Source organism: bacterium, from assembly GCA_020854115.1.
Taxonomy (GTDB): domain Bacteria; phylum Patescibacteriota; class Saccharimonadia; order CAILAD01.
This window is the reverse complement of the sequence record JADZGC010000017.1, coordinates 10,958-34,869: the sequence shown is the minus strand read 5'-3', so window position 1 is coordinate 34,869 and position 23,912 is coordinate 10,958. Positions and strand designations below refer to the sequence as shown.

The window sequence follows — 23,912 nt, the reverse complement described above, 5'->3', positions numbered from 1 at the left end:
TAAGGAAGTATTATGCACGCTCACTATCACACCACATCCAAGCTCTCCCGTAAAAACGGCCCTCGTTCGGCTGTGGTGAAGGGCTTGCTAGAATCATTGGTTCTATATGAATCAATTGAGACAACTGAGGCGAAAGCAAAAGCTATCAAGCCAGTATTTGACCGTCTCGTTACGCGCGCTAAAAAAGGCGGCCTTCACAATATTCGTCGTATACATGCCGATCTTGGCTCAAAGACGGCTGCTGATAAGCTTATTCAAGAGCTCGTACACGGCTTCGAGAGTCGCCCCTCGGGCTATACGCGACTTATTGCCACTGGCTATCGGCGAGGGGATGCTGCAGCAATGACAAAAGTTAGCCTTGTTTTGGATGATGATTTTGAAGAAAAGATTAAAAAAATTCAAGCTCAAAAAGCAGAAGCTGTAAAATCGGACAAAAAGAATGACAAAAAGCCAGTAAAGGAGACAAAAAAATGAGCCTCATCACTAAAGATAATCGCTCGTTTGCTCCGAAACCGCTCGAGTTTAAGCCTGAATGGTATATTGTCGATGCTACCGATGTAGTACTTGGTCGTCTGGCTACTCAAATTGCAATGAAGCTCATGGGCAAGGACAAGCCACAATATAGCCCACATGCACTTGTTGGCGGCTGTGTCATCGTTATTAATGCCGAAAAAGTTGCCGTTACGGGCAATAAGCTAACTGATAAGAAATACTACCGCCACAGCGGTTACCCTGGCGGTATCAAGGAAATATCTTTGGCCGACCAGCTCGAGAAGCACCCAGAGCGCGTGATTGAGTTAGCCGTTAAGGGGATGCTCCCCAAGAACAAGCTTGCAAAACATATGCTTGGTAGACTGCACGTACACGCTGGCCCAGATCACCCGCACACCGCACAGCAGCCTAAAGAATGGAAGGTGAAGTAATTATGGCAGAATCAAAAAAACAATATTACTACGCTGTAGGTCGTCGCAAAGAAGCTGTAGCAACCGTGCGATTGATGAATGGGAAGGGCGCTATTACAGTCAATACGATTCCTGCAGGCGAATACTTCAACAACGATACGCTCATTAAGCTTATGACCGCACCACTCGAGCAAGTCAGTAAGCAGGGTCAGCTCGATGCAATTGTGCGAGTTGAAGGTGGGGGTAAACGTGGTCAAGTTGATGCGATCCGTCTCGGCATTGCTCGCGCTCTCGTAGAGATGAGTGATGATTTTCGACTAAGCTTGAAGAAGGCTGGTCATCTAACTCGTGACCCACGCGAAAAAGAACGCAAAAAGTACGGGCTCAAGAAGGCTCGCAAAGCTCCTCAGTTCTCAAAGCGTTAAATATTACGCAGAACATCTTTCAAAAAAGTCTCTTAATCGAGACTTTTTTGTTCGCAGCGCAGTGACGAACCAGGTATAATGACTCGTAAGCGCTTATGGTAGACAAGAAACTATTGCGAAATATTGGCATCCTGACAATCCTATTAATTGTCATTGGGACGGTTGGTTTTAGTGAGACAGCACGCATTGAGCCTAGCGAGGCTTTTTATGAAACCATCATGATCCTCTTGAGTCACTTTGATCACTATGGCTTCAAAGATCCCGCCAGCCGAGCGCTTGTCGTATTCCTGGTGCTGTCTTCAATCGTAGTTGTGGCGTATTTGCTTAAGGTTTTAGCAGACTATATAGTAGGGTTAGGAGACGGTTTAAAACGACATCAAATGCGTAGCAAAGTTGCAAAAATGAAACAGCACTATATTGTTTGTGGCCTCGGTCGAGTAGGCTCGCAAGTAGTTGAGGAACTCCGAGATGAGGGTGCGACCTATGTCGCTCTCGATAAAGATGAGGATAAGGTGAAGCGTGCGATTGCTGAAGGCCACACTGCACTATTGGGCGACTCTACCGATGAAGATGTGCTGAAGGCAGTTGGTATCGAGCGTGCTAAGGGAGTTGTCGCTACACTCGGCGATGATAGCGCAAATTTGTTCGTGACCCTAGCCTGTCGGCAGCTCAATTCTGATGTATTTATCGTGGCACGAGTCAATCGCGATGAAAATCGACAACGTATGGAGCGAGCAGGAGCGGATCGAACAGCGCTTCCGTATCAGATCGGTGCGTATCATATGGCGACAATGCTGACTCGCCCCAATGCAGTGGATTTCCTTGAAGTGCTGTCGACCAATGATAATAGTCAGCTGCATGTAGAGGAAATTCATATCCCGCAGCGGAGCCATCTTGCTGGCAAGACACTCAATGACCTCTATCATGAGCGGGTCGGTGCAACAATACTTGCTCTCAATGCAGCAGATGGCATGAGTAAGGTGAATCCGTCGGGCAACGAAACGATGTATGCCGGCGATCGGCTTATCGTGATGGGTACCCAAGCTCAGCTCAAACAAGTTCATGAGCTGGTGTGAGGATAGTAAGAAATAAAATGGGGGATAGATATGCTTTTACCGGATGAGTCGCACGTGGGCTTGCGACTCGACACTTTTCTAGCTCAGATGCGCCCAGACGCTACACGTAGTGCCTGGCAAAAACACATCAAGTCTGGAGGGGTGCGGATAGATGGTCGGGCCGTTAAAGCGAACCACATCATACGGCAGGCAGATAATATTCAGATAGTCGGCGAGCCGCCAAAAGTTGAGATCAAGCAGCTTGCTGCCGATGACATCCCCATACTTTACGAAGATGAAGATGTGATTGTTATCAATAAGCCAGCTGGCCTAATTTCGCACCCGAAGCCTGGCTCGCGCGAAGCTAGCGTTTCGGGAAGCTTGCTTGGTCGCGTGCACGATCAAGATATTGTGCGCCCGGGGATCGTGCACCGACTTGATAGGGATACTTCCGGCGTAATGATTATTGCAAAACACGAAGCCGCCAAGAGGGCATTGCAAGCTGCCTTCAGGGCACGTGTAGTCGAAAAAGAATATTGGGCATTGGTCTGGGGCGAAGTTGGCTACGGGGTGCAGAGAATCACTTTTAGTTTATCGCGCTCGACTAAGAATGCTACCCGGATGGAGGTTGATCCGCTTGGCAAGCAGGCTCAAACATACATACAGGGGCTATCTCGGGGCAGTGCAGCAACACTTATCGCTGCTCGCCCGACGACCGGGCGCACCCATCAAATACGCGTACATCTCGCCGCCATTAAGCACCCTATAGTGGGTGATCCGCTGTACGGGGATCGTTCTCCAACCGGGCATCGTCTCATGCTTCACGCTCATTCCTTACAACTTCCGTTGCCGAGTGGCGTGAAGAAAACATTTATTGCAGAGCCAGATGATATTTTCCTGCGCACCCTGGATGAATTTGACTGTAAAATCCCGGTACAATAGAGCCATGCATGCAAAGACAGTGACTGGCACAAATCAAGCGGATTGTGAAGATATTGTGATCTCTGAGATAGCTCATGCATTACAATGCTCCAAAGACGTAGTGCTAGATCGTCCAGAAGTACTGGTTGTTCGACCCGAAAAAAACAAGATATTGCGCAAGCAAATTATCGATATCGTCCAGGAGCTGTCGCTGACTGCTAGTAGTGCCAGCCAGCATCGCTGGGTTGTGATTTACGACGCCGACAATATGAACCAAGAGGCGGCGAATGCACTTCTAAAACTCTTGGAGGAGCCTCCAGAGAGGACATCCTTTCTTCTAACCGCTCATTCTGCGGCACGACTGCTTCCTACGATACGATCACGCACGGCAATTGTAGCAGCAACACCTGGTAATTCTGAGCACTCGCCGTCCGAATTAGCGAACGCATCGTTGGTTGCTGCCAAGTTAGCTCTAATTAGCTCATATCATGAGTCTAAGACGCTGGATGTTGAATATTATAATCTGTTAAACGATTTGCACCGCAATGCTAAACTAACTGATCTCGCTTGGTTATCTGAATATGGTGCTTACGCTCAAAACGTACCAAATTATCGACTTCTTCTTGAAGCATGGGCTGCACAGGGGATTGAGTCATGATGGGTATAGTCTGGCCAGTGCTGGTCTTTGGGATATTGGCCGGTATTACCTGGCATTTGTCGCGCAGTACCTATAATCAACTGGCTCACTTCCTTAACTCTGGCGCGGATAATTCAGCCGTAACACATGAGTCAGAATTGCAGCGCCTTATCGATACTGCTGAGCGATACTACAGTGAGCGCAAATGGACTTCTGCCGAGAAAGCGTTCTTGAGGGTTCTCAAGCTTGATCATAAGAATCTCACCGCATACCGCCGGCTTGCGCTGGTATATTCGTATTTGCACAATTATGCCGATGCGCAGGAGTGCTTGGAGCTTGTAATGCGACGCGAAACCACCGCTGCAGATCTGCATAACTACAGTACGATTCTCTATCACGCCAAACAGTCGGAGCGGGCGATACAAGCCATGGAGCAAGCAATAGAGCTCGAACCGTCTCTGGTGCGATATATGTCCCTCTCAAAAATGCACGCTCTCGCACATCAGCCTCAAAAACAACTTGAAGCACTCCTTGCGGCGCACGAGTTTGATCGAACGAATCAGCCTGTTGTTCAGTCAGTCATACAATGGTATCGTGCCCATCAGGATTCCGAGAGGGCGAGTCAATGGCAGCAATTATTGATTGAAAAAAATAGTTAAAAATGGTAAGCTTTCCTGGTGTAGTTTGACATGAGTATATCATATTTACTCTGTAATGATGCCCAAGTAGCTCAGTGGTAGAGCACTTCCATGGTAAGGAAGGGGTCACGAGTTCAATCCTCGTCTTGGGCTCCATGAGAAATAGTACAGCCATCATGCAGGGGTAGCGAAGCGGTCAAACGCAACAGACTGTAAATCTGTCGGCTTCATGCCTTCGGGGGTTCGAATCCCTCCCCCTGCACCAGTATTTAACCCGTTGGTTGAAGCCCAACTGCAGAGTCATGAAATAGATGAAGGTACTGAAAACAAAATGCAATCGTGCAATACATTCTTTTGGATGTGTGTTGTTATTGATTGATATCGCTCTGCTAGCGATTGTTCCTGGGGCTGTTGGTTACACGAGTTTAGTGGCGTGGGTCCCTGGACTTTTGGCGGTAGTCGTTGGTATTCTATTGATTGTCCAGCCGCGATTTGATGTTTTAGTAACAGCACTGTTCTCATAAGTAAGCCCGCGTAGCTCAATTGGCAGAGCAACGGTTTTGTAAACCGTAGGTTGGGGGTTCGATTCCTCTCGCGGGCTCCATACATTAGTCTGTGCAATAAGAATGGGCTTTTTTGTTGCGTAAGTGGTAGTATAAAGTATATGCGCATTCCGCTTAATGTTATCCACTGGTACATTGGTCTGCCAGTTATATTGTATCTTTTTGTTCGGGGGCTACGCTCCATGCGGTCCAGCACAAATCAGATTGGTACGTATCTGACTGTGGCAAGTTTCACGATGCTATTGGCTTTGATGGCATTTATGATACCGACAACGTTTATCAGCGATGCATTGCTATTAAGTTGGGGGATCTTTATCGGTGACACACTACAATATCTCACTCTATTTATTATCTGGCTTATTGCTGTCCGTATTTTTCTCGCAAGCCACCAGGCAGTACAATCGTTAGCCAAGATAGGCTTAGCCCTCTACACTGGCGTCTGCGTTGCAGCATCATATTGGGTAAACATACCATATAATACTCGGGTCATTCGGACGGCTGATGGGGGTTATATGCTCGATTTTGCATATCCACAATACTACGCGATATTGACGGCGATTGATTTTCTTGCACTGATCCTACTGGGAATGTATTTTTTTACGCAGGCAAAGGTCGCTACAAAGACTTCTCAGCGATGGCGATTACGTTCATTCGCGTGGTTTTTTTTAATAATGGGCATGGTCTTTGCATTACAGCCATTTTTGCCACTAGATTTTCAGTCGGCTACATTTTCCTTCCTGCAAGTAGTTGGCTTCTTGAGTGTCGTAGTCTGCACAGTGCTCGCGATGCGCGCGGCACGGCGCGAAGCTAGCACAAGCAAATAATATATTAGCCCGCAATTTTTTTTGCTTACCGCGCACTGTGTAGTGAATGAAGCTATTCGTAGAGGTGCTGCACTTCTTCTTTGACAAGGTTCTTCACGTCGACGTCCTTAACTGCAACTACTGGCAGTAGTAGCGAAAATGTCGAACCTTTTTTGAGCTCACTATCGAGGTGGAGCTGGGCGCCGATACGCTTGGCGAGCTTAGCGGTAATGAATAGACCAAGGCCAGTACCGCTCGTTTGACGTGTATAGGGGTCCTCCGAGCGCCAAAATTTTTCATAAACCTTGTTTACTTCGCTCTTTGCGATGCCTATGCCGGTATCTCGCACGCCGATTTGTAGCGTGTAGTCATCAATCAGCTTCGCAATGATCGTAGCTCCTCCCTCACGAGTGTACTTGATGGCATTTGTAAGGAAGTTTTGCATGATTTCTTTTACGTATAGCCGCGATGTTGTTACTTGTGGAAGATTTTGGTCGGTCTCAGCATGTAGATATAGGCCTTTTTTCTCCGCCTGCGCAACGTACGTCTTCATGAGCTCATCGATAATTTCTTGGATAGGGAAGGTAGCTACGTCCATCTCAGCATCGGGTCTTTGGGCACGAGATAGTGTCGACAAGTCATTGACCATATCTGCTAAAAACAATATTTGTTTATGGGCCTTTGAAATAACTTCTGTGAGTTTTGCAGGATCCATGCCTGGCTTGCTGGCTGACAGCTCTGCCATAGACACATTGGCTTCAGCAATAGTAATGGGGGTGCGTAGCTCGTGACTTACTTCTGAAATAAACAATTCACGCTCTTCATCTAGTGATTTCTCGTGTGTGATATCGCGCATCAGTAAGATGTAGCCTTCTTGCTTGGCGAGGGGCGCTGTAATCGATACGCGGCTGATATTGACATCAAGGGCAATGTGGTCCTCTTCGCCGTATGGCATGATCAGGTCTGTTCGGTGTTGGATGTATTTCGTGTCTCGTACGAGTTTTAATAGGTCAATCGGGTTGTTTTTTTCGTCTTTCAAGCGCAGCACATTATTGATCATTTGTCCCGTGAGCTCCATGTTCGTATCGATCAGGTCAAGCGCCGCCGCATTGAAAAGAGTAATCTTGCCCTTTTGATTGATGGCGATCACCGCCTCGCTGACCGAGTTAATGAGCGCAATGAGTCGCTCGTGCTCGTAATTTGCTTGAGTGATTTTTTGTTTCATTGTGGCGCGTTGCTTGCGATTGCCAAGACCGATCCGGGCAAGCAAAGCACTCAAAGCAAACACCATGAGATATGAAGGGGTAATATCCAGTACATGAGTGAGTGACAATTCATGCGTCTGATATGTCACGCTTACAATCATTATGATCAGTAAGACCGCAAGATTGATAGAAAGCCCCCAAACTTCATAGTAGTTACTCGTGATGTAGGCTAGAAGAATCCACAGCAGCAAATAATATGATTGTGTACTCACCACAAAAATGAGAGCAAACGCAATTAGTAAATGATAGAGGATTAAGTACCTAGCGTGCAGCTTACCGAATTTTAGAGCCGGTATGAAGAGAAGCAGTGATATGATGACCAGGAGTCCGACGAAGCCAAGCACCACTGTCGGGGAGTTAGAGAACGTCATGCCCCGCAGATAATCAACAGTTAGGAGTGCGGCAGCCAAGAGGGTAATTGGACTGATGAGCTCGGCAGTAACTTGGTATTCACTGGCAGAATCAAAAATCTTTTCAGAATCAGTCATCGCAGCTTAATTATACAGCTTATGCTAAGAAATACACACTTAAGCTGCCTGTATTTCTAGCTTGACAGCAGTAAGCTCGAATTATCAATAGATATAGGCAGGATTATGAAATCCATCCCCGTCGATATAGTGAAACAGTTAATTCCTTTTCTTGATTTTCGATGTATCGACGAACGGCTATCTCATTAATACGAATTGCAGAGCAAGGGTAGTCAGCCGATAGATAGAGCGGGATCACCAGCGTACTCGTCTCAGGAATGGGAATTTCTGGTTCAGAGTATTGGCAGAGTTCGACTTGATCAAGCGAACCGCCAGCTTGGACGAGTCGGCTCGGTGGGAGAGAAATTATTTGCTGAGCAGTGGCGGAATCCGGTCATTATGTTCTCTGTCTTATAGCCTTGTTTTTGCAATAGTACACTTTCCACGTATAATACAACTTATGGTTCGGTGGAAAAATAAATTTGTCGCATATTGTCTACTAACAATATCGTTGATCGTGAGTGCTGGTGTGATTTCCTTTGCTACACAAGTCTATAAGGCTTCGGCAGCTTCTTCGGGTGATGTGATTATTAATGAAATCATGTACAAGCCAGGTACGGGCAATGAGAATGATGAATTTATTGAGCTCTATAATACTACTGGCGCAAATATTGACCTTGGCGGCTGGAGTTTTAGCAGTGGTGTGACTCTTACGACCATGACTTTTAATCCAGGAACAATCATTAATGCTAATAGCTACCTAATTATTTCACCAGACACTGTCCAGACACTGGCTACTTATGGAGTATCGGCTAGTGCTTCATATGCCGGATCGAGCCTTTCAAATGGTGGGGAAACCATAACTCTTATAGATAACAGCTCGAATGTGATAAGTTCAGTCAGCTACGATGATGTTTCGCCATGGCCAACCAGTCCTGATGGTAGCGGTCCTTCTTTAGAACTTAAGGCTACCAATCTAGATCCATCTGACCCAGCCAACTGGGGCGCAAGTATGGGCAATGGCGGAACGCCTTTGGCGCAAAACTCCATCGTTGGCTTGGCTTTGCCAACTATCGCTAGCGTAACCGATCCAAACGATATTACTGCCAGCACTCCTGTTAATATCACTGCGACGGTAACAGGATCTGGTATATCTAGCGTAACGCTAGCTTATAAAATAAACTTTGATGCCGATACAGTGCTAACTATGTATGATGACGGTGCGCATAATGATGGTGCATCCGGCGACAATGTGTATGGTGCACAAATTCCCGGACAAGCCATCAAAACCCTCGTGCGTTTTAAAGTTTCTGCTACCAATGGTAGTGGTACAAGTACTAGCCCTAGTGCAAATGACTCGATGAATTATCACGGCTATTATATAAAAGACCCGAGCGTAACCAGTAATCTGCCGATTCTAGAATGGTTTATCGCTGATTCTGATTATAACAGCCTATCGGCTAGTCATCGGTTTGATAACGCTTATGTAGATTGCGTTCTAGCGTATGGTAATGATGTGTTTGATAACACCAAGGTTCGAGTTAGGGGGAACGATTCTCGTTGGGAAGATAAGCTATCGTATAAGTTTAAGTTACCGAGTGGCTACTCAGTGCAACCAACTGGAGCGAATTTAGCCATCGCCGAATTTAATATGTTGGGCATTGTCAAGCATTCCACCCTCGCTAAATTTAAGACTGGTTGGTGGGTTGCAGAACAAGCCGACTTATTAAATCCGGATATAGTGCAATCCAGATTAAACAAAAATGGCGAATTCGAGGGCGCTTATATCTATGCTGATAAGTACGGGTCTGAATGGCGCCAGAATGTCGGATTAGATAATGATGAATTATATGACAATGGTCCTCATGAAGTTTTATCGGGTGCGCCTGATACCACAAGGTCGGTTCAATTTATGAATGATTTATTAGCTTTTGATAGGAATGATTCCGCATTAGATGATTACTTGCTGGATAATGTCGATTTGCCTAACCAAATTAATTTTATGAGTACGAGATCAGCTATCGCACAAAATGATATGTCGGATATTGGTAATCTGGTATTACGCTATAATACAACTACTCACCGCTGGTCATCGCTATTATGGGATTTAGACGGTAGTCACTGGGGAGTAAAGCCACTTCTAAGTCTTTACGACTTAGATGGTAATGTTGACTATTATTTTCTCCAAAAACCTATCTATCAAAATCTTGTTTTTAGGGATATGTATCTAAGACGATTGAGGACGATAGTCGATAAAATCTATTCTTCAGATAGCTTACGAGACACTTTTGCTTCCTATCAGGCGCAACAGTTGAGCGATATAAACTTAGATCTTGCCAAATGGCCACAGGCACTAAATTGGGGTAGTCAGACTACTTATTTTTTACGAGAGCCAACCGCATCGTATGCAAGTAGTGTAAATTGGGGGATAGATAAACAAAAACAAATTTATAATACTTTTCAACGCATTAGCCACGGACTACCAGCTTCGCAGACACAAACCGAACGAGAATCGGTTTCTTTTGAAGAGGTTGTGGCAAATAGCAATAATGCTGATGAATATATAAAACTGTCGAATAGTGCTAACACGGCGGTAGACCTATCGAATTGGACAATTGAGGGTATAAATTATACTATCCCCGCCGGTACAGTGATACCAGCCAATGGCTCAATCTATATATTGCGAGATGATGTTGGCTATAAGGCCAGCCATAACCCAGTATTGGTGGCCGGTCAATATAATAATGATCTGGGCAACAGTGGCAGCCTCACATTAAAAACCGATGCCAATATTACGATCGATACGAGGAATTATTAAGATGCACTTGAGATATTTCAACTCAAGACCAATTATTGGCAAGCTATTAATAATATCGTCATTTATTACTCTGCTGGTATCGAGTCTGCTAGCAATATCGGCAATCACAGACAGTAAAGCCGTTGCTGCGCCAGCCAGCTTTACGGTTACAAATACTAATGATACTGGTGCTGGCTCTTTACGCCAAGCTATTACCGACGCAAATAGCAATGGCAATCCTGGTGATCAGGATGTAATTAACTTCAATATCGCTGGAGCTGGTGACAAAACGATTCAACCACAAACATCGTTAAACATCACTCAAAGTGTACTGATAAATGGCTACACTCAAGGTGATGCTACACCTAACACTCAGCCCTGGCCAGAAGCAATGGACGGGACATTACGAGTATCGATTGATAATAGTCAGAGTGGGGGTATTGTCGTTGAGGGTGATAATGTTGAGTTGAGAGGTCTTAATATCAGCAAATCGGCAGTCTCGGATGTGATAATTAATGGCGTTGATAATTTCATACTTAGTGGGTGTTACATCGGAACAGATATTACTGGATCATTAAGTAGCAGTACCGTGGTAGCAGAAGCCCAGCTCAGTATAAAAGGTTCGCATGGCAGTCGAGTAGGAGGATCTAACCCAGCGGAACGAAATGTTTTAGCTTTTGGGCAGTCTGGAATCATTGTCGCCGAAAAACTAAATACAAAGCAAACTCAAAACTTAACTATCCAGGGGAATAATATCTCAGTAGGTTCAGATAGTCTAACTATGGATTTCTCAACCCAATTATCTGGCTCCGGCATTGTTTTAAAAGACGATACTTCAGATGTGACTATCGGTGGCGTTACTGCCACCGAAGGCAATACTATTATTAACTGGAATTCTCTTTTACCAATCATCCAAACCCTAGGAACGGTACATAATGTATTTATTTCCAAAAACGCAATGAGCTATAGTGGTAGCTCTGGTATTGCAGTTGCGGGTAACGCTTCCAAAGTAGCAATTAGTCAAAATGCTATCCATGATAATACAGGGATAGGCGTTGACCTTGGGAGCAATGGCGTAACTGCAAATGACGCTTACGATATCGACACCGGCCCGAACGACCTATTGAATGCTCCTGGCTATACCAACATTACCGAAACGGGTGGCAACACAGAGATAACTTTTACTGCTGACTTGCCGGCCGGCAATTATCGCATCGAATTCTTTAGAAATGCCGTAGCTAATCCAAATCAAGGCGAAGTATATGTGGGCTATACTAATATCGTAAGCGCTGGCACTGGACTGCAAGAATTTAGTCATACTATTAGCGGAACTGGTCATGACCACCTCACCCTAACCGCCACCGAAATCGATCCGTCTACTCCGAGTGGTTTTGGTGCGACAAGTGAATTTGGCAGTAATGGTCAAAACCTTGAATCTGACTTGTCTCTGAGAAGCGTACTATTAAACCCTCAAGATTTTGCGGATGGCAATACACTAAATTATTCCATGACTATTCGCAATAATGGACCAGCATCAATAGATATATCACAGCTTAATAGTCAGAATCCTGCAGGGAACTTTCTTACCCAAAGCTTTCTGCCACCACAGCTGACTTTTGCCGGCACAACTGGTGATGTTGGCTGTACTTATCTAGGCGACGGTTCGGCTGTGTTCTATGGACCACTGCTCGCCAATCACTCTAATTACGGCATAGCTGTTTGTAGCTATACGGGTGGCTCCCCACACATCCTCGAAGCGGGTGATAGCTTTAGCTATACTTTGCACGCTACAGTTACTGACGATTCTAATCCAATTTTTACTAACTATTCTAGCGTTAACGTTGGAACATTTGATAACGATTATATAGCTATCTTAAATATTAGAAATGGGGGTGGAGATATAATAGATGGCATGCTAGCATATCCGATCAATAACTTTTCTGCATCGTCACAATCACCCAAGGATGTCCGCGCTAATAAGACGCTACTCAACCCCCAAGATATGGTTAATGGTCAGACCGTCCAGTACAAATTGGACTACATCAATGACGGACCTTCACCAATAGACCCTACTGTCTTTGATCTGGGCGGGATAAATCCACTATACACTTCTTTATTTATAGATTATTTGCCTCCTAACCTGACTTATGTTTCTCAATCTAATCCGGATATCAATTGCGTTGATGCTGGTACTCTTGCGTCGCTCGGCGCTGGGACGGTATTTGCTGACCACCCAGACTACCATGCCATTCTGTGTGGCTATTATGGGTCCGATACATCCATAGGGGCTGGAGAGTCAATTACAACCGATATTACCGCACTTGTAAACGATGCCTCTCAAGATTTTGACAATATCGTTAGTACTGGGGCAACTATAGATGATCCAGATTACATACTCAGTCATGCTATTGCCTATCGCAGTCAAGCATTAATAACAAATTCATTAGCTCAACAGTTGAATAATATGGCCGCAGGGCATTATTCAACAGCTAATGACTATGACGGTGACGGAGCCTCTGACAAAGATGAAGATACTCTGGCGCCAAACGGAGATGGTAATAATGACGGAATCGCTGATAAATTGCAAGCTGGGGTAGTGACTGTGCAAAATAGCCTTACAGGCGAGTACACTACTTTAGCCGTATCTGGGGATTGCGACGAAGTTACTAGCTTTGCTATTTTGCCAGAGGCGGGACAATCAATTCTCGACCCGCAATATGAATATCCACTGGGGCTTGCCGATTTTACGCTTAGCTGCGATACGCTTGGTGGCAGTGCTAATGTTACACTGTATTATGACAAAGTTTACGACCAGCAAACATACCAGTTGCGCAAATTGCTGGGGTCAAATTACGACAATCTGTCAGACGGATCTATTGCGACAGCCGATATCGGGGGTAACACAGTAACAACCGTTAGTTATACCATCCAAGATGGTGGCGTGCTAGATAATGACAATAACACTAACAGCTCAATTACCGACCCAGTTGGCATGGGGGTAGAAGCTAGTATGGGTTCAGCTATTGATGACGCAATAAGTAATATGGGTAATCGATTGAGTGATACGGGCGACAGTATCTGGTTCTGGGCCGGCCTGGCTTTGTCAATAATTGTAGTTACCACAAAAATGATTTCTCACAGCATGGGTCGAAAGAATGAGTAGGTAAATGATAAAAAAATCAATTCAATCTCTTTTTGTGTACCTAAAAAGATATCATAATAAGTTGCCTAAAGATGCGCGAATACGAACCGCGGTTATCGGTGTTCTTTTTGGTGTTGTCGTAGCTGGCATTATTTTTATTATCGCGTCCGCTAGTAATCAAAAAGATCAAAAAAAAGTAATCTACGATAATAAAAAAGAGCAGACCCAAGACCTCAATGAGGGTTTAATCAACATCCCGAAGGACGCAAAAAGCGCCACTTGTGATTATTACACGGTCGATAATATTCAAAAAGCCATAAATCAAAAAATTGCTACAGCCAAAGTTTCGATTCCGACCACCGAAACCGATGAAGGAACGGTGTCTGCCTGTGCTTATGATGTTGATGATAAGTCAAAATCGACCATTAGCTCTATTATCATTACCCAGCGAGTTTTCAAGAAAAAAGATGGTGCTAAAATAGCATTTGATACATTACAGAGGGTGAGGCAAAAACAAGATTATCAACCGATTAATAACAATGCTTTTGTAGATAAGCAGTCAAAACAGCTCATAATCCTAAAAGATAATAAACTAACCGTTATTGCTATAACCACAAAAGATGGAAGTTTACTAAAAGAGCAGATATACAAAAATCTTGTTAGTTTATAGGGGTTTAATCAAGTTATAAGCGTGCTGGCGCAATAAGACTAGGGGGTTTGGCAAAAGAAGGCTCTAGGCTCGTCTTTGATTTTTACCTATCTTATAACCACTAGCCACGCCCGATATTAATCAAAATTTTTACGCAAATGCGCCATCGAAAACTTCCAGCTGGCATCTGTTTTTTTGTGGGGGTTGAAGATGTTTTGAGGGTCAAAGATTTGCTTGACTTCTTTAAAATAACCTAGGACTTTCTTGCCATACATGGCTTCTAGCCATGGACCTCGAATCATCCCGTCATTATGTTCACCAGACAATGAGCCGCCATACTTTAGCACAATTGCGTTGATTTCTTTCATGGCAGGCTCAAGTTTGGCCTTCTCACTGGCTTTTTCGATATTCATGAGGGGAATAATATGAAAGTTACCATCGCCCATATGCCCAGCGATAGTTGCCAGAAGCTTGTATTTATTTATCACGCGGCGAATTTCGGGCAAAAATTTTGGCAAAACACTAGGCGGAACGACCAAGTCATCCATAAATGGCGCAGTGTGTTTGTCTTTTATCTTTTGCCTAAGTAGATTAAAACTTTCTCGGCGCATTATCCAAAACTTAGCACTCTTTGCTTCAGTTTCATCTTCTTCAAATAATGCTTGATGCTTGTAGCTCGACAGACCTTCTCTAAATTCATGGACTTTGGTGGCGACTTCTTCTTCGGTATCTGCCTGAAACTCCACCAGTAAGACCATCTTGGGGATACCTCGCAGAAGCATGAGGGCATCTGGTATTAAACGAATTCCTAGCTTGATAGTATTCCACCAACCAATTCGCTTATGAAAGTTGGCAAACAAGCGAAAACTCAACATCAGGGTGTAATTATCAAAACCTTCAAATGTCGCCGGCTTGTACTCCATCACCGAATTGATCAGCTTGCCGAGATCCTTAATACTGCGCAAGAAAATAACCAGCGTACCGGAGTGCTTTGGTGCTTTCACGACCCTAAAGGTAATGTCAGTAACGATGCCGAGTGTACCCTGGGAGCCGACAATCAAGCGCGTCATGTCAAAGATGCCAGTCTCTCTATCCCAAACATCCCAGATGTGATAGCCGGTGGAGTCTTTTGAAACGCCGGGCTTGGCTGACTTGATGGCGTCATAGTTTTTATCGACCAAGTGAAATATTCGTTTATACAATCGTCCTTCAAAATCTTCTTGCGCCACTTTCTTTTTTAGCTGTGCTTTATCGAGTGGCTTCACGGTATATTCCTTGCCGTCGGCGAAGACTACTTGGAGCGATTTGACGAATTCTTCAGTTTTTCCATACTGCAAGCTCCGTTCGCCACCGGCATTATTAGCTACCATCCCGCCAATTGTGCACAAATCGCGCGAGGCCGGATAGCTAGGCATCAAAACATCATTCTTGAGAGTGGCTTCTTCGAAGTCTCGATAAAAAACACCAGGCTGGGCATTGGCGATACGATCGCCGATTTTGCCGATAGCGGTGAAGTGCCGATTCATATCCAAAATAATCGATTGATTTATGGAGCCTCCAGACATACAGGTACCACCACTGCGAGCCGTCAGCGATAGAGTGGGGTCATGGCGCTTATGCTCTGCCACATAGCTAACCAGCTTCTGGATGTCTTGGCTGTCTTTTGGTGCCACCACTAGCTCGGGCGTTAGCTCGAACATACTGGCGTCATGACTGAAGTTCTGTTTCGTTTCGGCAGAGTCGTCAACTTCGCCTTGTATGAACGACTCAATGGCTTGCTTGTGATTCATTACTACTTATCATACCGTTTTGAAAAGTTTAGCGCCAATCCTTGTAAGATTCTACTTAATTTCATAGTTGATTGACTGGCATTATTTGCTATGATGAAGGTAAGCATTTTGGAGGGTTATTGTGTTTAGATATATCATACTCGAAATAATTGGCTGGATTTTCATCATTGCGGTCGTGGTGGGGCTACTAAAGATTAGTGGTTTTTTTCGATTTATTGCCAAGAAAACCAAGAAAACATCTCGCCGTAAGAAGATCGCCTTTGCCGGCATGGTTCTACTGGGGTTGGTTGGGGCTACTATTGTATTTATTGGGCGCAATCCATATCCATTGCATTTTGCGATGCCACCGACTATGCATGTTCAGACTGCCGATAAAAAGCCTCCATCATTACCGCTCTACAACCTATTTGAGTTTCTGACTCGCAGTAATCAGTTCGAGAAAGTAAAAGACATCGGCGCGGATCCGAATGCCGTGCCTGCGCCAATTGGGCGCCGTGATCCAAAGACGGTGGAGCTAAGTCTTACTACCAAGGAAGTGATCGGTGAGGTGTATAGCGGAGTCTACAATAACTATTGGACATTTAATGGCACGGCGCCCGGGCCACTGATGCGAGTTCGAGTGGGGGATACGGTCAAGGTGCGTCTGACTAATGATTTGTCCAGTCTGCATTATCATAACATCGACTTTCATGCCACGACTGGTCCGGGTGGTGGAGCGACAGTGTCAAATGTGAAGCCCGGCGAGACCAAGGAGTTTAGCTGGAAAGCCCTGGCTCCAGGTCTCTACATCTACCACTGTGCGACATCTAATGTCTCGGTGCATAACTCCCATGGGCAATATGGCCTGATATTGGTCGAGCCAGAGGAAGGCCTGCCGCCGGTTGATAAGGAGTTTTATGTCGTTCAGGGCGAGCTGTATACCCAAGGCGGAATAGGGCGCAAGGGTCTGCTGGCGTTTGATCCGCAGGCACTGCTGGATGGAAATCCTACCTATATTACCTTCAATGGACGCATCGAGACGACTCCACGAATGAGAGCAAAAGTAGGCGATAAGGTGCGGATGTATGTCGGTAACGGCGGGGTAAACTTAGTATCGAGTTTTCATATAATCGGTGAGATTTTTGACACAGTTTATCCAGAAGGCGCGATAGGATCAGGCTCGGCAATCTTGCAAAATGTTCAGACCACCACTGTTTTGCCGGGTGGTTCAACAATTGTCGAATTTAAGCTCGATGTGCCGGGCAAATACACGTTAGTGGATCACGCCCTAGCTCGTATGAATAAGGGCGCTTGGGCGATTCTAGATGTGTCCGGAGAGAAAAATCCAGACATTTTCTCTGGTGGTGCTAGCGCGACAGAGCATCAGCACTCCAAATGATCCAAGATCGCCAGTAGCGGAGTCGCAAGTGACTTTACGCTATAATTAGCAGTTAAATACAGCATAAACATGCTATGGGGCTGGACATTGTTCGCGCTAATGCATAGTATGATGGCATTCAGCCTTTTGGAGGTTAATTAAAAACAGCCTATTAAAGTCGCTCTCATCGATGATGGTGAAGCGACTACTTTTATGTACAGGCTATCGCTGGAATAGGCTTCCAGTTTTGCTGTCGAGGTTGCCCATAGTCAAGGAGCAGGCTTGCAGGATTTAAACAATCTTATTGATGGAGCAGGCAATTTGACAACCGAACATGTGATTGTTGTATCAGATCTTTCACCTTTAGTATCTACACTATGCAACCAGTATCGAGAGATGGGTCAAATAACTAAGCCAAAGGCTCAGCCGAGTCTGTCATAATCGGCAAAGCATGCAGAAAGTATACTCCCCATATTTAGTGTCTTGAAGGGTATATTTAGGCTTTAGAGAAAAGCCAATCGCTTAGTGGCAAGTGTTGTTAAGAAAAGTTGTGGTAGAAAAACAACCCTAAATAACCACGGTCGGTTATCTGTTAATCTGAGTAGTCATAAAAACAACCATTCTACCCAGAAGCATTCTATAGTAAATATTATCGACGTTAAATTAAAAATTGCACATACATAAGCAATATCTTAAAATATCTATATTAATCACGCACGGGGAGTAGGGAAATCATAGGGTGAAACAAACACTATGGAAATTGATTGTTGCGATACGAAAGCTCGCTAGCAAAAGTTGGCGAACTGTGCCTGCGTCGACTCGTAAAGCCCATACTCCCATAGGCAGGACAAAACAGAGCGCGGTCTATAGCACAGTTACTGCACCTGGCAGAAAACTGAAGTATTTAACGGGTAGGATTACTACAACTAAGCCAGTCAAGATTGCCGGCTCTTTCTTCGCCAAAGCTAGACACCATGGTGCTCATCGTCCACATATGCACCTTATGAATAAGCTTGACTGGTATCGTAGATGGCACTCTTGGAATTGGAAAGGATTACACCATGGGCATGTGCATACCGCAGCTGTTTTGCTTGCTTTAGTAGTTGTAGTGGGTTTGAATATGAGGGCTTATGCCATCGAAACATCTCACACCTGGGATTTCACTAACCCGGCAAATTATACCTATGACAATGGCAAGATAGAGCCAAACAACAATAACTTGCGCCTGAGTCTATTGGACAAAATAGAAAACTTTACTGCCGCTGGCGGCAAGTTGCAATCCAACAAGGTCTTGGATGTGGCGGCCGATAGTACCTACTACTTCGTATCTACCGATTTAGGTATCGATGTCTTGCGCCAAGATACCTGGGAAAGAACTGGTTACATAACTGCCGGTGGTGGTTTTCCGACAATTACAGCTGAAAGTGGCTATTTATATGCCGGGAAAAATGGTGGTATATATCGTTGGCAGATTAGTTCGTTGGGCAACAACACGCCACTTGGTAGCTATCGCTACACAACGTCTACTAGCCCGGCATTAGGGAATAACAACGTTCTTGATATAGATGCCGAGGTTCTGAGTGGAAAGACATACCTAGCAGTTGGAACACAAACACACATTCACCTTATAAAGGACGAGACCGGCACACCCGGTATTTACAAATCATCTGCAGGCTATATTTATGGCACCAGGATTGTTTCCGACGGCACCCTATATTATGCCGTTCGAGACTTTAACGGATTAAACCCAGATTCGCCGATTATGGTTAAATATAACGCTACTACAATTGCTGCGGACTGGGCATATAACGCAGTTGATGTGTACTATAGTAGGGGGTGGTTTCCCGGTGCAACAAAAGGGCCGGCTACCGCCTATGCTACATACCGAGGATTACACATTGGTGTGGGCACTTCTACGGCAAACGCGGGTGACAATACGATTATTGTAGAAACAGATGATGGCCTTTCTGTAATTCAAGAGAATCGGACTACAGTATCACAGTCTACAGTGAAGAACTTTACAAGTGACAGTAGGGGAAGCGCTGTCACATCTAGCGCAAGTGCCTTTGCACGTTATTACAACGGAACAAATATAGAAACTGCAACTTTAGATTCTGACCCTATCTGGACTAGTTATAATTCGCTTTATTACCTACGCGACAGAAGCCAAGAGCTTGAATATGACTTAGGGTCTCAAAAGACATTCAATTACCTCAGGCAGTGGTTTAGCGGTAACCTGCCTAATGGCTATACTATGGAGTCAAGTACTCACGGTACATCAGCCAATATAGCTTCTGGCGCTACAGCATTATCCAAGTTCGGTAGTTATTATTCAAACCATCCTGATAATGTTGCAAGCAAGGTCAATGACAACTACGTAAGCACATATTTTTGGTCTGCTACTGGTTATACTGCCTACCCCAGCCAGACGATCGAGCAAGTATTTACTTCACCTACATCTGTAGGTTCGGTAGACTTACAATTTACTGACGAAGCACATGCCCCTAAAGATTATTTCATTGAAAGTAGCGATGAAGCTACGGAAAAACTCTCTATAAGCTCAGCAAATGCCTCGTCTAGTTATTTGGGGTATGTCCCTAGTCAGGCGTTCGATGTATCACCAAACACTATTTGGCACACCAACATTACCCCATCTACTTCAACGCCTCAATGGCTAAGTGCCGACTTGGGTAGTGAACAATCTATAAAGGGAATCTCCTTCATTTCCGGCGCCGATGGTCCAAAGGATTTCACTATTGAATACAGTAATGATAACTCAAACTGGATAACAGCCGATACAGTAACTAACAATTCGGAGTCTCAGAAAGTGATTGTTTTCAGTAGTGCTGTCAATGCAAGGTATCTGCGGATAAATATAACTGCCAGCAAAGTCGGACCTGGGGTATCGATAACAGAACTCGAAATCTACAAAACAATGTTCGAGGCCGGTAATCCGCAGACGCTTGACACGGTCACGAACAACTCAGAGCTATCGCGAGTTTCCACATTTAACAATGTTACCGCCAAAGCTTTTCGTATACGCGCCACTAGCCCTAACGGTGCTAGTACGTACGGTTTGGGAATAAGAGAGTTCAAAATGTTTGCCGATCACTTTGACAAGGGTCAAGTGACTCAGTTAGCGACTGCTAACAACATGTCTAATGGACTTCTAAGCTATGGAACCTACTTTAAGCCTAATCATGGTATATCATTTCCAACAACTACCGCCCAACATATTCGTATTAAGTACCAAAAACCATTAACTTACGGGGATATATCGATAACCCAAGTTCGATTATTTGATACCACCATGCCCCAATGGTTTCCTGAAGGAATCGTAACAGGTGCTTACGATGCATCTTCTAATAAATATTTTGGATTGTTGAATAGTGGTGTTACAGAGGACGGACGCATTATACAGATCGATGGCGCTACGTCAAATTCTCCAACGGTTGGACAGGTAATAGATAAAACCACCAAGCCCGATCTGGCGAGTGACGAATTTTCTGCCCTGCATATAGCTGATAGCAACACCATGATTGCTGGTACTACGGATGGCGGTGCGTCGTTCATTGGTAAACGTAGAGTAACCGACTCGCCCACAATTACATCAAATATTGCTTTCAATCCTCCTGCAGTTGCCAGTTGGAAGACATTTACAGAAAACGCAAGCAAGAATGGCGGGGAAATATACTACCAAATATCGAATGATGATGGTACAACATGGTACTTTTACAATGGTTCTACTTGGACAACTGCCGGCGCAACTGACCACAATACGGCAGTAGATATAAATGCACATATCGAGGAATTTCCCATAGGATCTCGCCAGTTCAAATGGAAGGCTTTCCTATCAAGCAATGGAGCACAAGATATTACGCTACAAAGTGTAACTGTTACCATTAACCCCGATATTAATCCTCCTACCTCAAATGCGGACAATATCGCAATGTACCAGATTAAGAATGGTGCACAAGTTCCAAGTGAGGGATGGGCAACGGGTAACACACCAGACTTTACTTGGGACCCTGCACAAGACGATGGCAATCCAGGTGCAAGCGGCATTAAGGGCTACTGTTTATATCTTGGACAGAGCGAACTAGCAGATCCAGTAAGTGACAAGGGCATTTTGGGCAGCAGTCCGCTGGATACCGATGGCACGTGCCCCTTTGCTATAGCTACGACCGAATTGGACTTGGCTGTATCTGGCTATCTAGGATCAGCTCTCTCATCGTCTACTGACCCGTACTTTTTACATATAAAAGCACTCGATCACTCACATAATGTTTTCGTTGGTGGAAGCGAAACATTCAGCTTCAAATTTGATAATACGGCTCCTGCTGCACCTGGATTTATTTCTGCTCCATCGCAGTTTTTGGCAACCCGCGATGTAACCCTTACTTGGCCAACTACCGGTAGCGAATCTGCAAACGATGCCCACTCCGGACTGCTGGGGCTTCAGTACCGCATAGGCGGTGAGGGTATTTGGTATGGAGCCAATCATAACGGTAATCAAGACACGAGTGATATCTTGCCCAACAATGGATCTTATCGCACTGATGCAACTTATGATTATCCTAACTTGATAGAAGGGAACAATATTATCTACTTCCGAGGCGTTGACCAGGCTGGTAACTTTTCTACTACCTACACGACGGCAGTCATCAAGATAAATACTTCTGCTCCATCATCTCCTCGCAATGTAACAGTTTCTCCCGTTAGCAATACAGACAACGCCTTTAGTTTCGACTGGGATGAACCATCAAGCTTCGTAGGCCAGCCTTCGTCATTAGAATATTGCTATACCATTAATACGTTGCCAACAATAAATACATGTAACTTCACAAGTGCTGGCCAAACGTCATTGCCGACTGGTCCATATGCAACACAACCCGGGGATAATACCTTCTATGTAGTAGCCAAGGACGAAGCCAATAACATTAACTATGCTACGGCAAGTAGCGTAACCTTTACCGCCAATACCTCTGCTCCTGGCATGCCGACTAATGTAGAAATTGCTGATGTTTCTACAAAAGCGACAAGCAACTGGAAGGTTGCATTATCCTGGGCAGTTCCGGTCGATCAGGGCTCTGGGGTTGCTACCTACAAAGTTATGCGCTCTACCGACGGCAATAGTTTTGCCCAAATTGCTACCACTGCTGGGCTGAGTTATGTTGACGGTGGATTAAGCCAGACTAGGTACTATTACAAAATTAGTGCCTGCGATAGCGCTAATAACTGCGGTGCGTACAGTACCGTCACCAATATCATCCCGACAGGGAAGTTTACTGAACCAGCTGAAATGCTCTCAAATCCTGTAGTGTCCGAAGTTACAACCAAGCGTGCAAAAATAACCTGGGTTACAAATCGAGAAAGCGATAGTAAGATAGCAATTGGAACTAGCAGCGGTAGCTACTTTGCTTCGGAAATTAGCAACTCATCACAAGTAACTAGTCACATTGTTGATCTTGATAATCTCAAGGCGGGGACAACTTACTTCTTTGTCGCTCGTTGGACCGACGAAGACGGAAATACCGGTGTATCAAACGAAATTAGTTTCACAACGGCACCCGCGCCAATAGTAAAAAATGTTAAGGTTATTAAAACAACACTAAACAGTGCAACTGTGCAGTTTACCTCAGAAGATGCCAGCAAAGCTTTAGTCTATTACGGCAAGACAGATGCTTTTGGCGGCAAGACAGAGATAAATACCTCGCTGTCAGAATCTACCTATCAGGTTGAGCTAAATGGTTTAGACGATGGCGCCAGTTATGTGCTACGAATATCTCTGCTCGACAGCGAAGGCGGTGAATATACCGGTGATATATATTCTTTCACCACACCCCCTCGCCCTGCCATCTCGAATTTGAAGTTCCAACCTGTCAAAGACCAGCCAACCAGTACTCAGCTGGTGAGTTGGACTACCAATGTCCCTACCTCGTCAACAGTAAACTATGGTAAGAATGGAACTGAAGGCAAGACTATTGCTAATAGCAAGCTTGTTACCGAACACGAAATGACCATTAACGATCTCCAAGATAACAGTGACTACTTCCTCATAGCTGAGAGTCGTGATGTCGCTGGCAATCTTGCAACATCTGACCGTCAAACTTTCAAAACCGCTCTGGATACCAGACCACCAAAGATTTCTAACCTGCGAATTGAGGCATCAATCAAAGGCACAGGTGTGGAAGCAAGAGGCCAAGCCGTTGTCTCCTGGACTACCGACGAACAAGATACCAGTCAAGTAGCCTATGGTCAAGGAGCAAGCCTACAGAACTTAAACAACCGTACAGGTGGGGCAAATAGTCTGACAACCGAACATGTGGTTATTGTGTCAGATCTGTCAACCTCTAGTGTGTATACTATGCAACCAGTATCGAGAGATGGATCAAATAATGAAGCACAAGGCTCAACTAAGTCCGCTATAATTGGGAAGGCATCAGAAAGCATAATCTCTATAGTGCTTAATGCTTTGAGAGGAATATTCGGGTTTTAGGT

At 44.8% G+C, this 23,912-nt stretch carries 15 protein-coding genes and 3 tRNA genes; 16 read left to right on the top strand and 2 right to left on the bottom strand.

Features of this window, described 5'->3' with window-relative positions:
- Positions 1–12 precede the first annotated feature (12 nt).
- The 11 genes from rplQ to IT415_03305 all read left to right on the top strand — a co-directional run bounded on the left by rplQ (position 13) and on the right by IT415_03305 (position 5,965).
- Complete coding sequence (rplQ, locus tag IT415_03355) at positions 13–474, top strand: 50S ribosomal protein L17 (protein MCC7543714.1); 462 nt, start codon at positions 13–15, stop codon at positions 472–474.
- On the top strand, positions 471–923 hold the full coding sequence (gene rplM, locus IT415_03350) for a 50S ribosomal protein L13 (GenBank protein ID MCC7543713.1): 453 nt from the start codon (positions 471–473) through the stop codon (positions 921–923). The genes rplQ and rplM overlap by 4 nt, the downstream gene beginning before the upstream one ends.
- 2 nt (positions 924–925) lie before the next feature.
- Positions 926–1,327, top strand: coding sequence for a 30S ribosomal protein S9 (gene rpsI / locus IT415_03345; protein MCC7543712.1), 402 nt, complete (start codon positions 926–928; stop codon positions 1,325–1,327).
- A gap of 95 nt (positions 1,328–1,422) precedes the next feature.
- The gene (locus IT415_03340; protein ID MCC7543711.1) at positions 1,423–2,403 is read left to right on the top strand and encodes a TrkA family potassium uptake protein; all 981 of its coding nucleotides are present in this window, start codon (positions 1,423–1,425) and stop codon (positions 2,401–2,403) included.
- 30 nt (positions 2,404–2,433) lie between these two features.
- Positions 2,434–3,324, top strand: a complete 891-nt coding sequence (locus IT415_03335) for an RluA family pseudouridine synthase (GenBank protein MCC7543710.1) — start codon at positions 2,434–2,436, stop codon at positions 3,322–3,324.
- Complete coding sequence (locus tag IT415_03330) at positions 3,269–3,961, top strand: hypothetical protein (GenBank protein ID MCC7543709.1); 693 nt, start codon at positions 3,269–3,271, stop codon at positions 3,959–3,961. Before IT415_03335 ends, IT415_03330 begins: the two co-directional genes overlap by 56 nt.
- Entirely contained in the window at positions 3,958–4,599 is a 642-nt protein-coding gene (locus IT415_03325) for a hypothetical protein (GenBank protein MCC7543708.1), read from the top strand. The genes IT415_03330 and IT415_03325 overlap by 4 nt, the downstream gene beginning before the upstream one ends.
- A 60-nt stretch (positions 4,600–4,659) precedes the next feature.
- Positions 4,660–4,734 (top strand) — tRNA-Thr (locus tag IT415_03320).
- Positions 4,735–4,756: 22 nt separating this feature from the next.
- Positions 4,757–4,843, top strand: a tRNA-Tyr gene (locus IT415_03315).
- Between the two features lie 263 nt (positions 4,844–5,106).
- Positions 5,107–5,182, top strand: a tRNA-Thr gene (locus IT415_03310).
- Between the two features lie 60 nt (positions 5,183–5,242).
- Positions 5,243–5,965, top strand: coding sequence for a hypothetical protein (locus IT415_03305; protein MCC7543707.1), 723 nt, complete (start codon positions 5,243–5,245; stop codon positions 5,963–5,965).
- Positions 5,966–6,017: 52 nt separating this feature from the next.
- On the opposite strand, the gene IT415_03300 is transcribed toward IT415_03305, so the two are convergent.
- The gene (locus tag IT415_03300; GenBank protein MCC7543706.1) at positions 6,018–7,697 is read right to left on the bottom strand and encodes a hypothetical protein; all 1,680 of its coding nucleotides are present in this window, start codon (positions 7,695–7,697) and stop codon (positions 6,018–6,020) included.
- Between the two features lie 496 nt (positions 7,698–8,193).
- On the opposite strand from IT415_03300, the gene IT415_03295 reads away from it, so the two are divergent.
- From IT415_03295 to IT415_03285, 3 genes are read left to right on the top strand one after another with little or no spacing between them, the layout of a single operon-like run.
- On the top strand, positions 8,194–10,494 hold the full coding sequence (locus IT415_03295; protein ID MCC7543705.1) for a lamin tail domain-containing protein: 2,301 nt from the start codon (positions 8,194–8,196) through the stop codon (positions 10,492–10,494).
- A 1-nt stretch (position 10,495) separates the two neighbouring features.
- Positions 10,496–13,636, top strand: coding sequence for a hypothetical protein (locus IT415_03290; protein MCC7543704.1), 3,141 nt, complete (start codon positions 10,496–10,498; stop codon positions 13,634–13,636).
- A 4-nt stretch (positions 13,637–13,640) separates the two neighbouring features.
- A complete protein-coding gene (locus tag IT415_03285) occupies positions 13,641–14,285 on the top strand; it encodes a hypothetical protein (GenBank protein ID MCC7543703.1) in 645 nt (214 codons plus the stop codon).
- 116 nt (positions 14,286–14,401) lie between these two features.
- On the opposite strand, the gene IT415_03280 is transcribed toward IT415_03285, so the two are convergent.
- A complete protein-coding gene (locus IT415_03280; GenBank protein ID MCC7543702.1) occupies positions 14,402–16,054 on the bottom strand; it encodes an FAD-binding oxidoreductase in 1,653 nt (550 codons plus the stop codon).
- 121 nt (positions 16,055–16,175) lie between these two features.
- Here IT415_03280 and nirK point away from each other — a divergent pair, with 121 nt between their 5' ends.
- Together nirK and IT415_03270 are read left to right on the top strand one after the other, a co-directional pair.
- Positions 16,176–17,432 carry a nitrite reductase, copper-containing gene (gene nirK, locus IT415_03275; GenBank protein MCC7543701.1) on the top strand — a complete coding sequence of 419 codons (1,257 nt, stop codon included), beginning with the start codon at positions 16,176–16,178 and terminating at the stop codon, positions 17,430–17,432.
- Between the two features lie 1,099 nt (positions 17,433–18,531).
- Positions 18,532–23,910 carry a discoidin domain-containing protein gene (locus tag IT415_03270; GenBank protein ID MCC7543700.1) on the top strand — a complete coding sequence of 1,793 codons (5,379 nt, stop codon included), beginning with the start codon at positions 18,532–18,534 and terminating at the stop codon, positions 23,908–23,910.
- Positions 23,911–23,912: the final 2 nt, after the last annotated feature.

What these genes read in the sequence shown, in the direction of transcription:
- IT415_03340 (MCC7543711.1), top strand. Translation starts at nt 1,423, where the DNA reads ATGGTAGACAAGAAACTATTGCGAAATATTGGCATCCTGACAATCCTA.
- rpsI (MCC7543712.1), top strand. Translation starts at nt 926, where the DNA reads ATGGCAGAATCAAAAAAACAATATTACTACGCTGTAGGTCGTCGCAAA.
- IT415_03285 (MCC7543703.1), top strand. Translation starts at nt 13,641, where the DNA reads ATGATAAAAAAATCAATTCAATCTCTTTTTGTGTACCTAAAAAGATAT.
- IT415_03300 (MCC7543706.1), bottom strand. Translation starts at nt 7,697, where the DNA reads ATGACTGATTCTGAAAAGATTTTTGATTCTGCCAGTGAATACCAAGTT.
- IT415_03290 (MCC7543704.1), top strand. Translation starts at nt 10,496, where the DNA reads ATGCACTTGAGATATTTCAACTCAAGACCAATTATTGGCAAGCTATTA.
- rplQ (MCC7543714.1), top strand. Translation starts at nt 13, where the DNA reads ATGCACGCTCACTATCACACCACATCCAAGCTCTCCCGTAAAAACGGC.
- IT415_03325 (MCC7543708.1), top strand. Translation starts at nt 3,958, where the DNA reads ATGATGGGTATAGTCTGGCCAGTGCTGGTCTTTGGGATATTGGCCGGT.
- IT415_03270 (MCC7543700.1), top strand. Translation starts at nt 18,532, where the DNA reads ATGAGGGCTTATGCCATCGAAACATCTCACACCTGGGATTTCACTAAC.
- IT415_03305 (MCC7543707.1), top strand. Translation starts at nt 5,243, where the DNA reads ATGCGCATTCCGCTTAATGTTATCCACTGGTACATTGGTCTGCCAGTT.
- IT415_03330 (MCC7543709.1), top strand. Translation starts at nt 3,269, where the DNA reads ATGATATTTTCCTGCGCACCCTGGATGAATTTGACTGTAAAATCCCGG.
- rplM (MCC7543713.1), top strand. Translation starts at nt 471, where the DNA reads ATGAGCCTCATCACTAAAGATAATCGCTCGTTTGCTCCGAAACCGCTC.
- IT415_03335 (MCC7543710.1), top strand. Translation starts at nt 2,434, where the DNA reads ATGCTTTTACCGGATGAGTCGCACGTGGGCTTGCGACTCGACACTTTT.
- IT415_03280 (MCC7543702.1), bottom strand. Translation starts at nt 16,054, where the DNA reads ATGAATCACAAGCAAGCCATTGAGTCGTTCATACAAGGCGAAGTTGAC.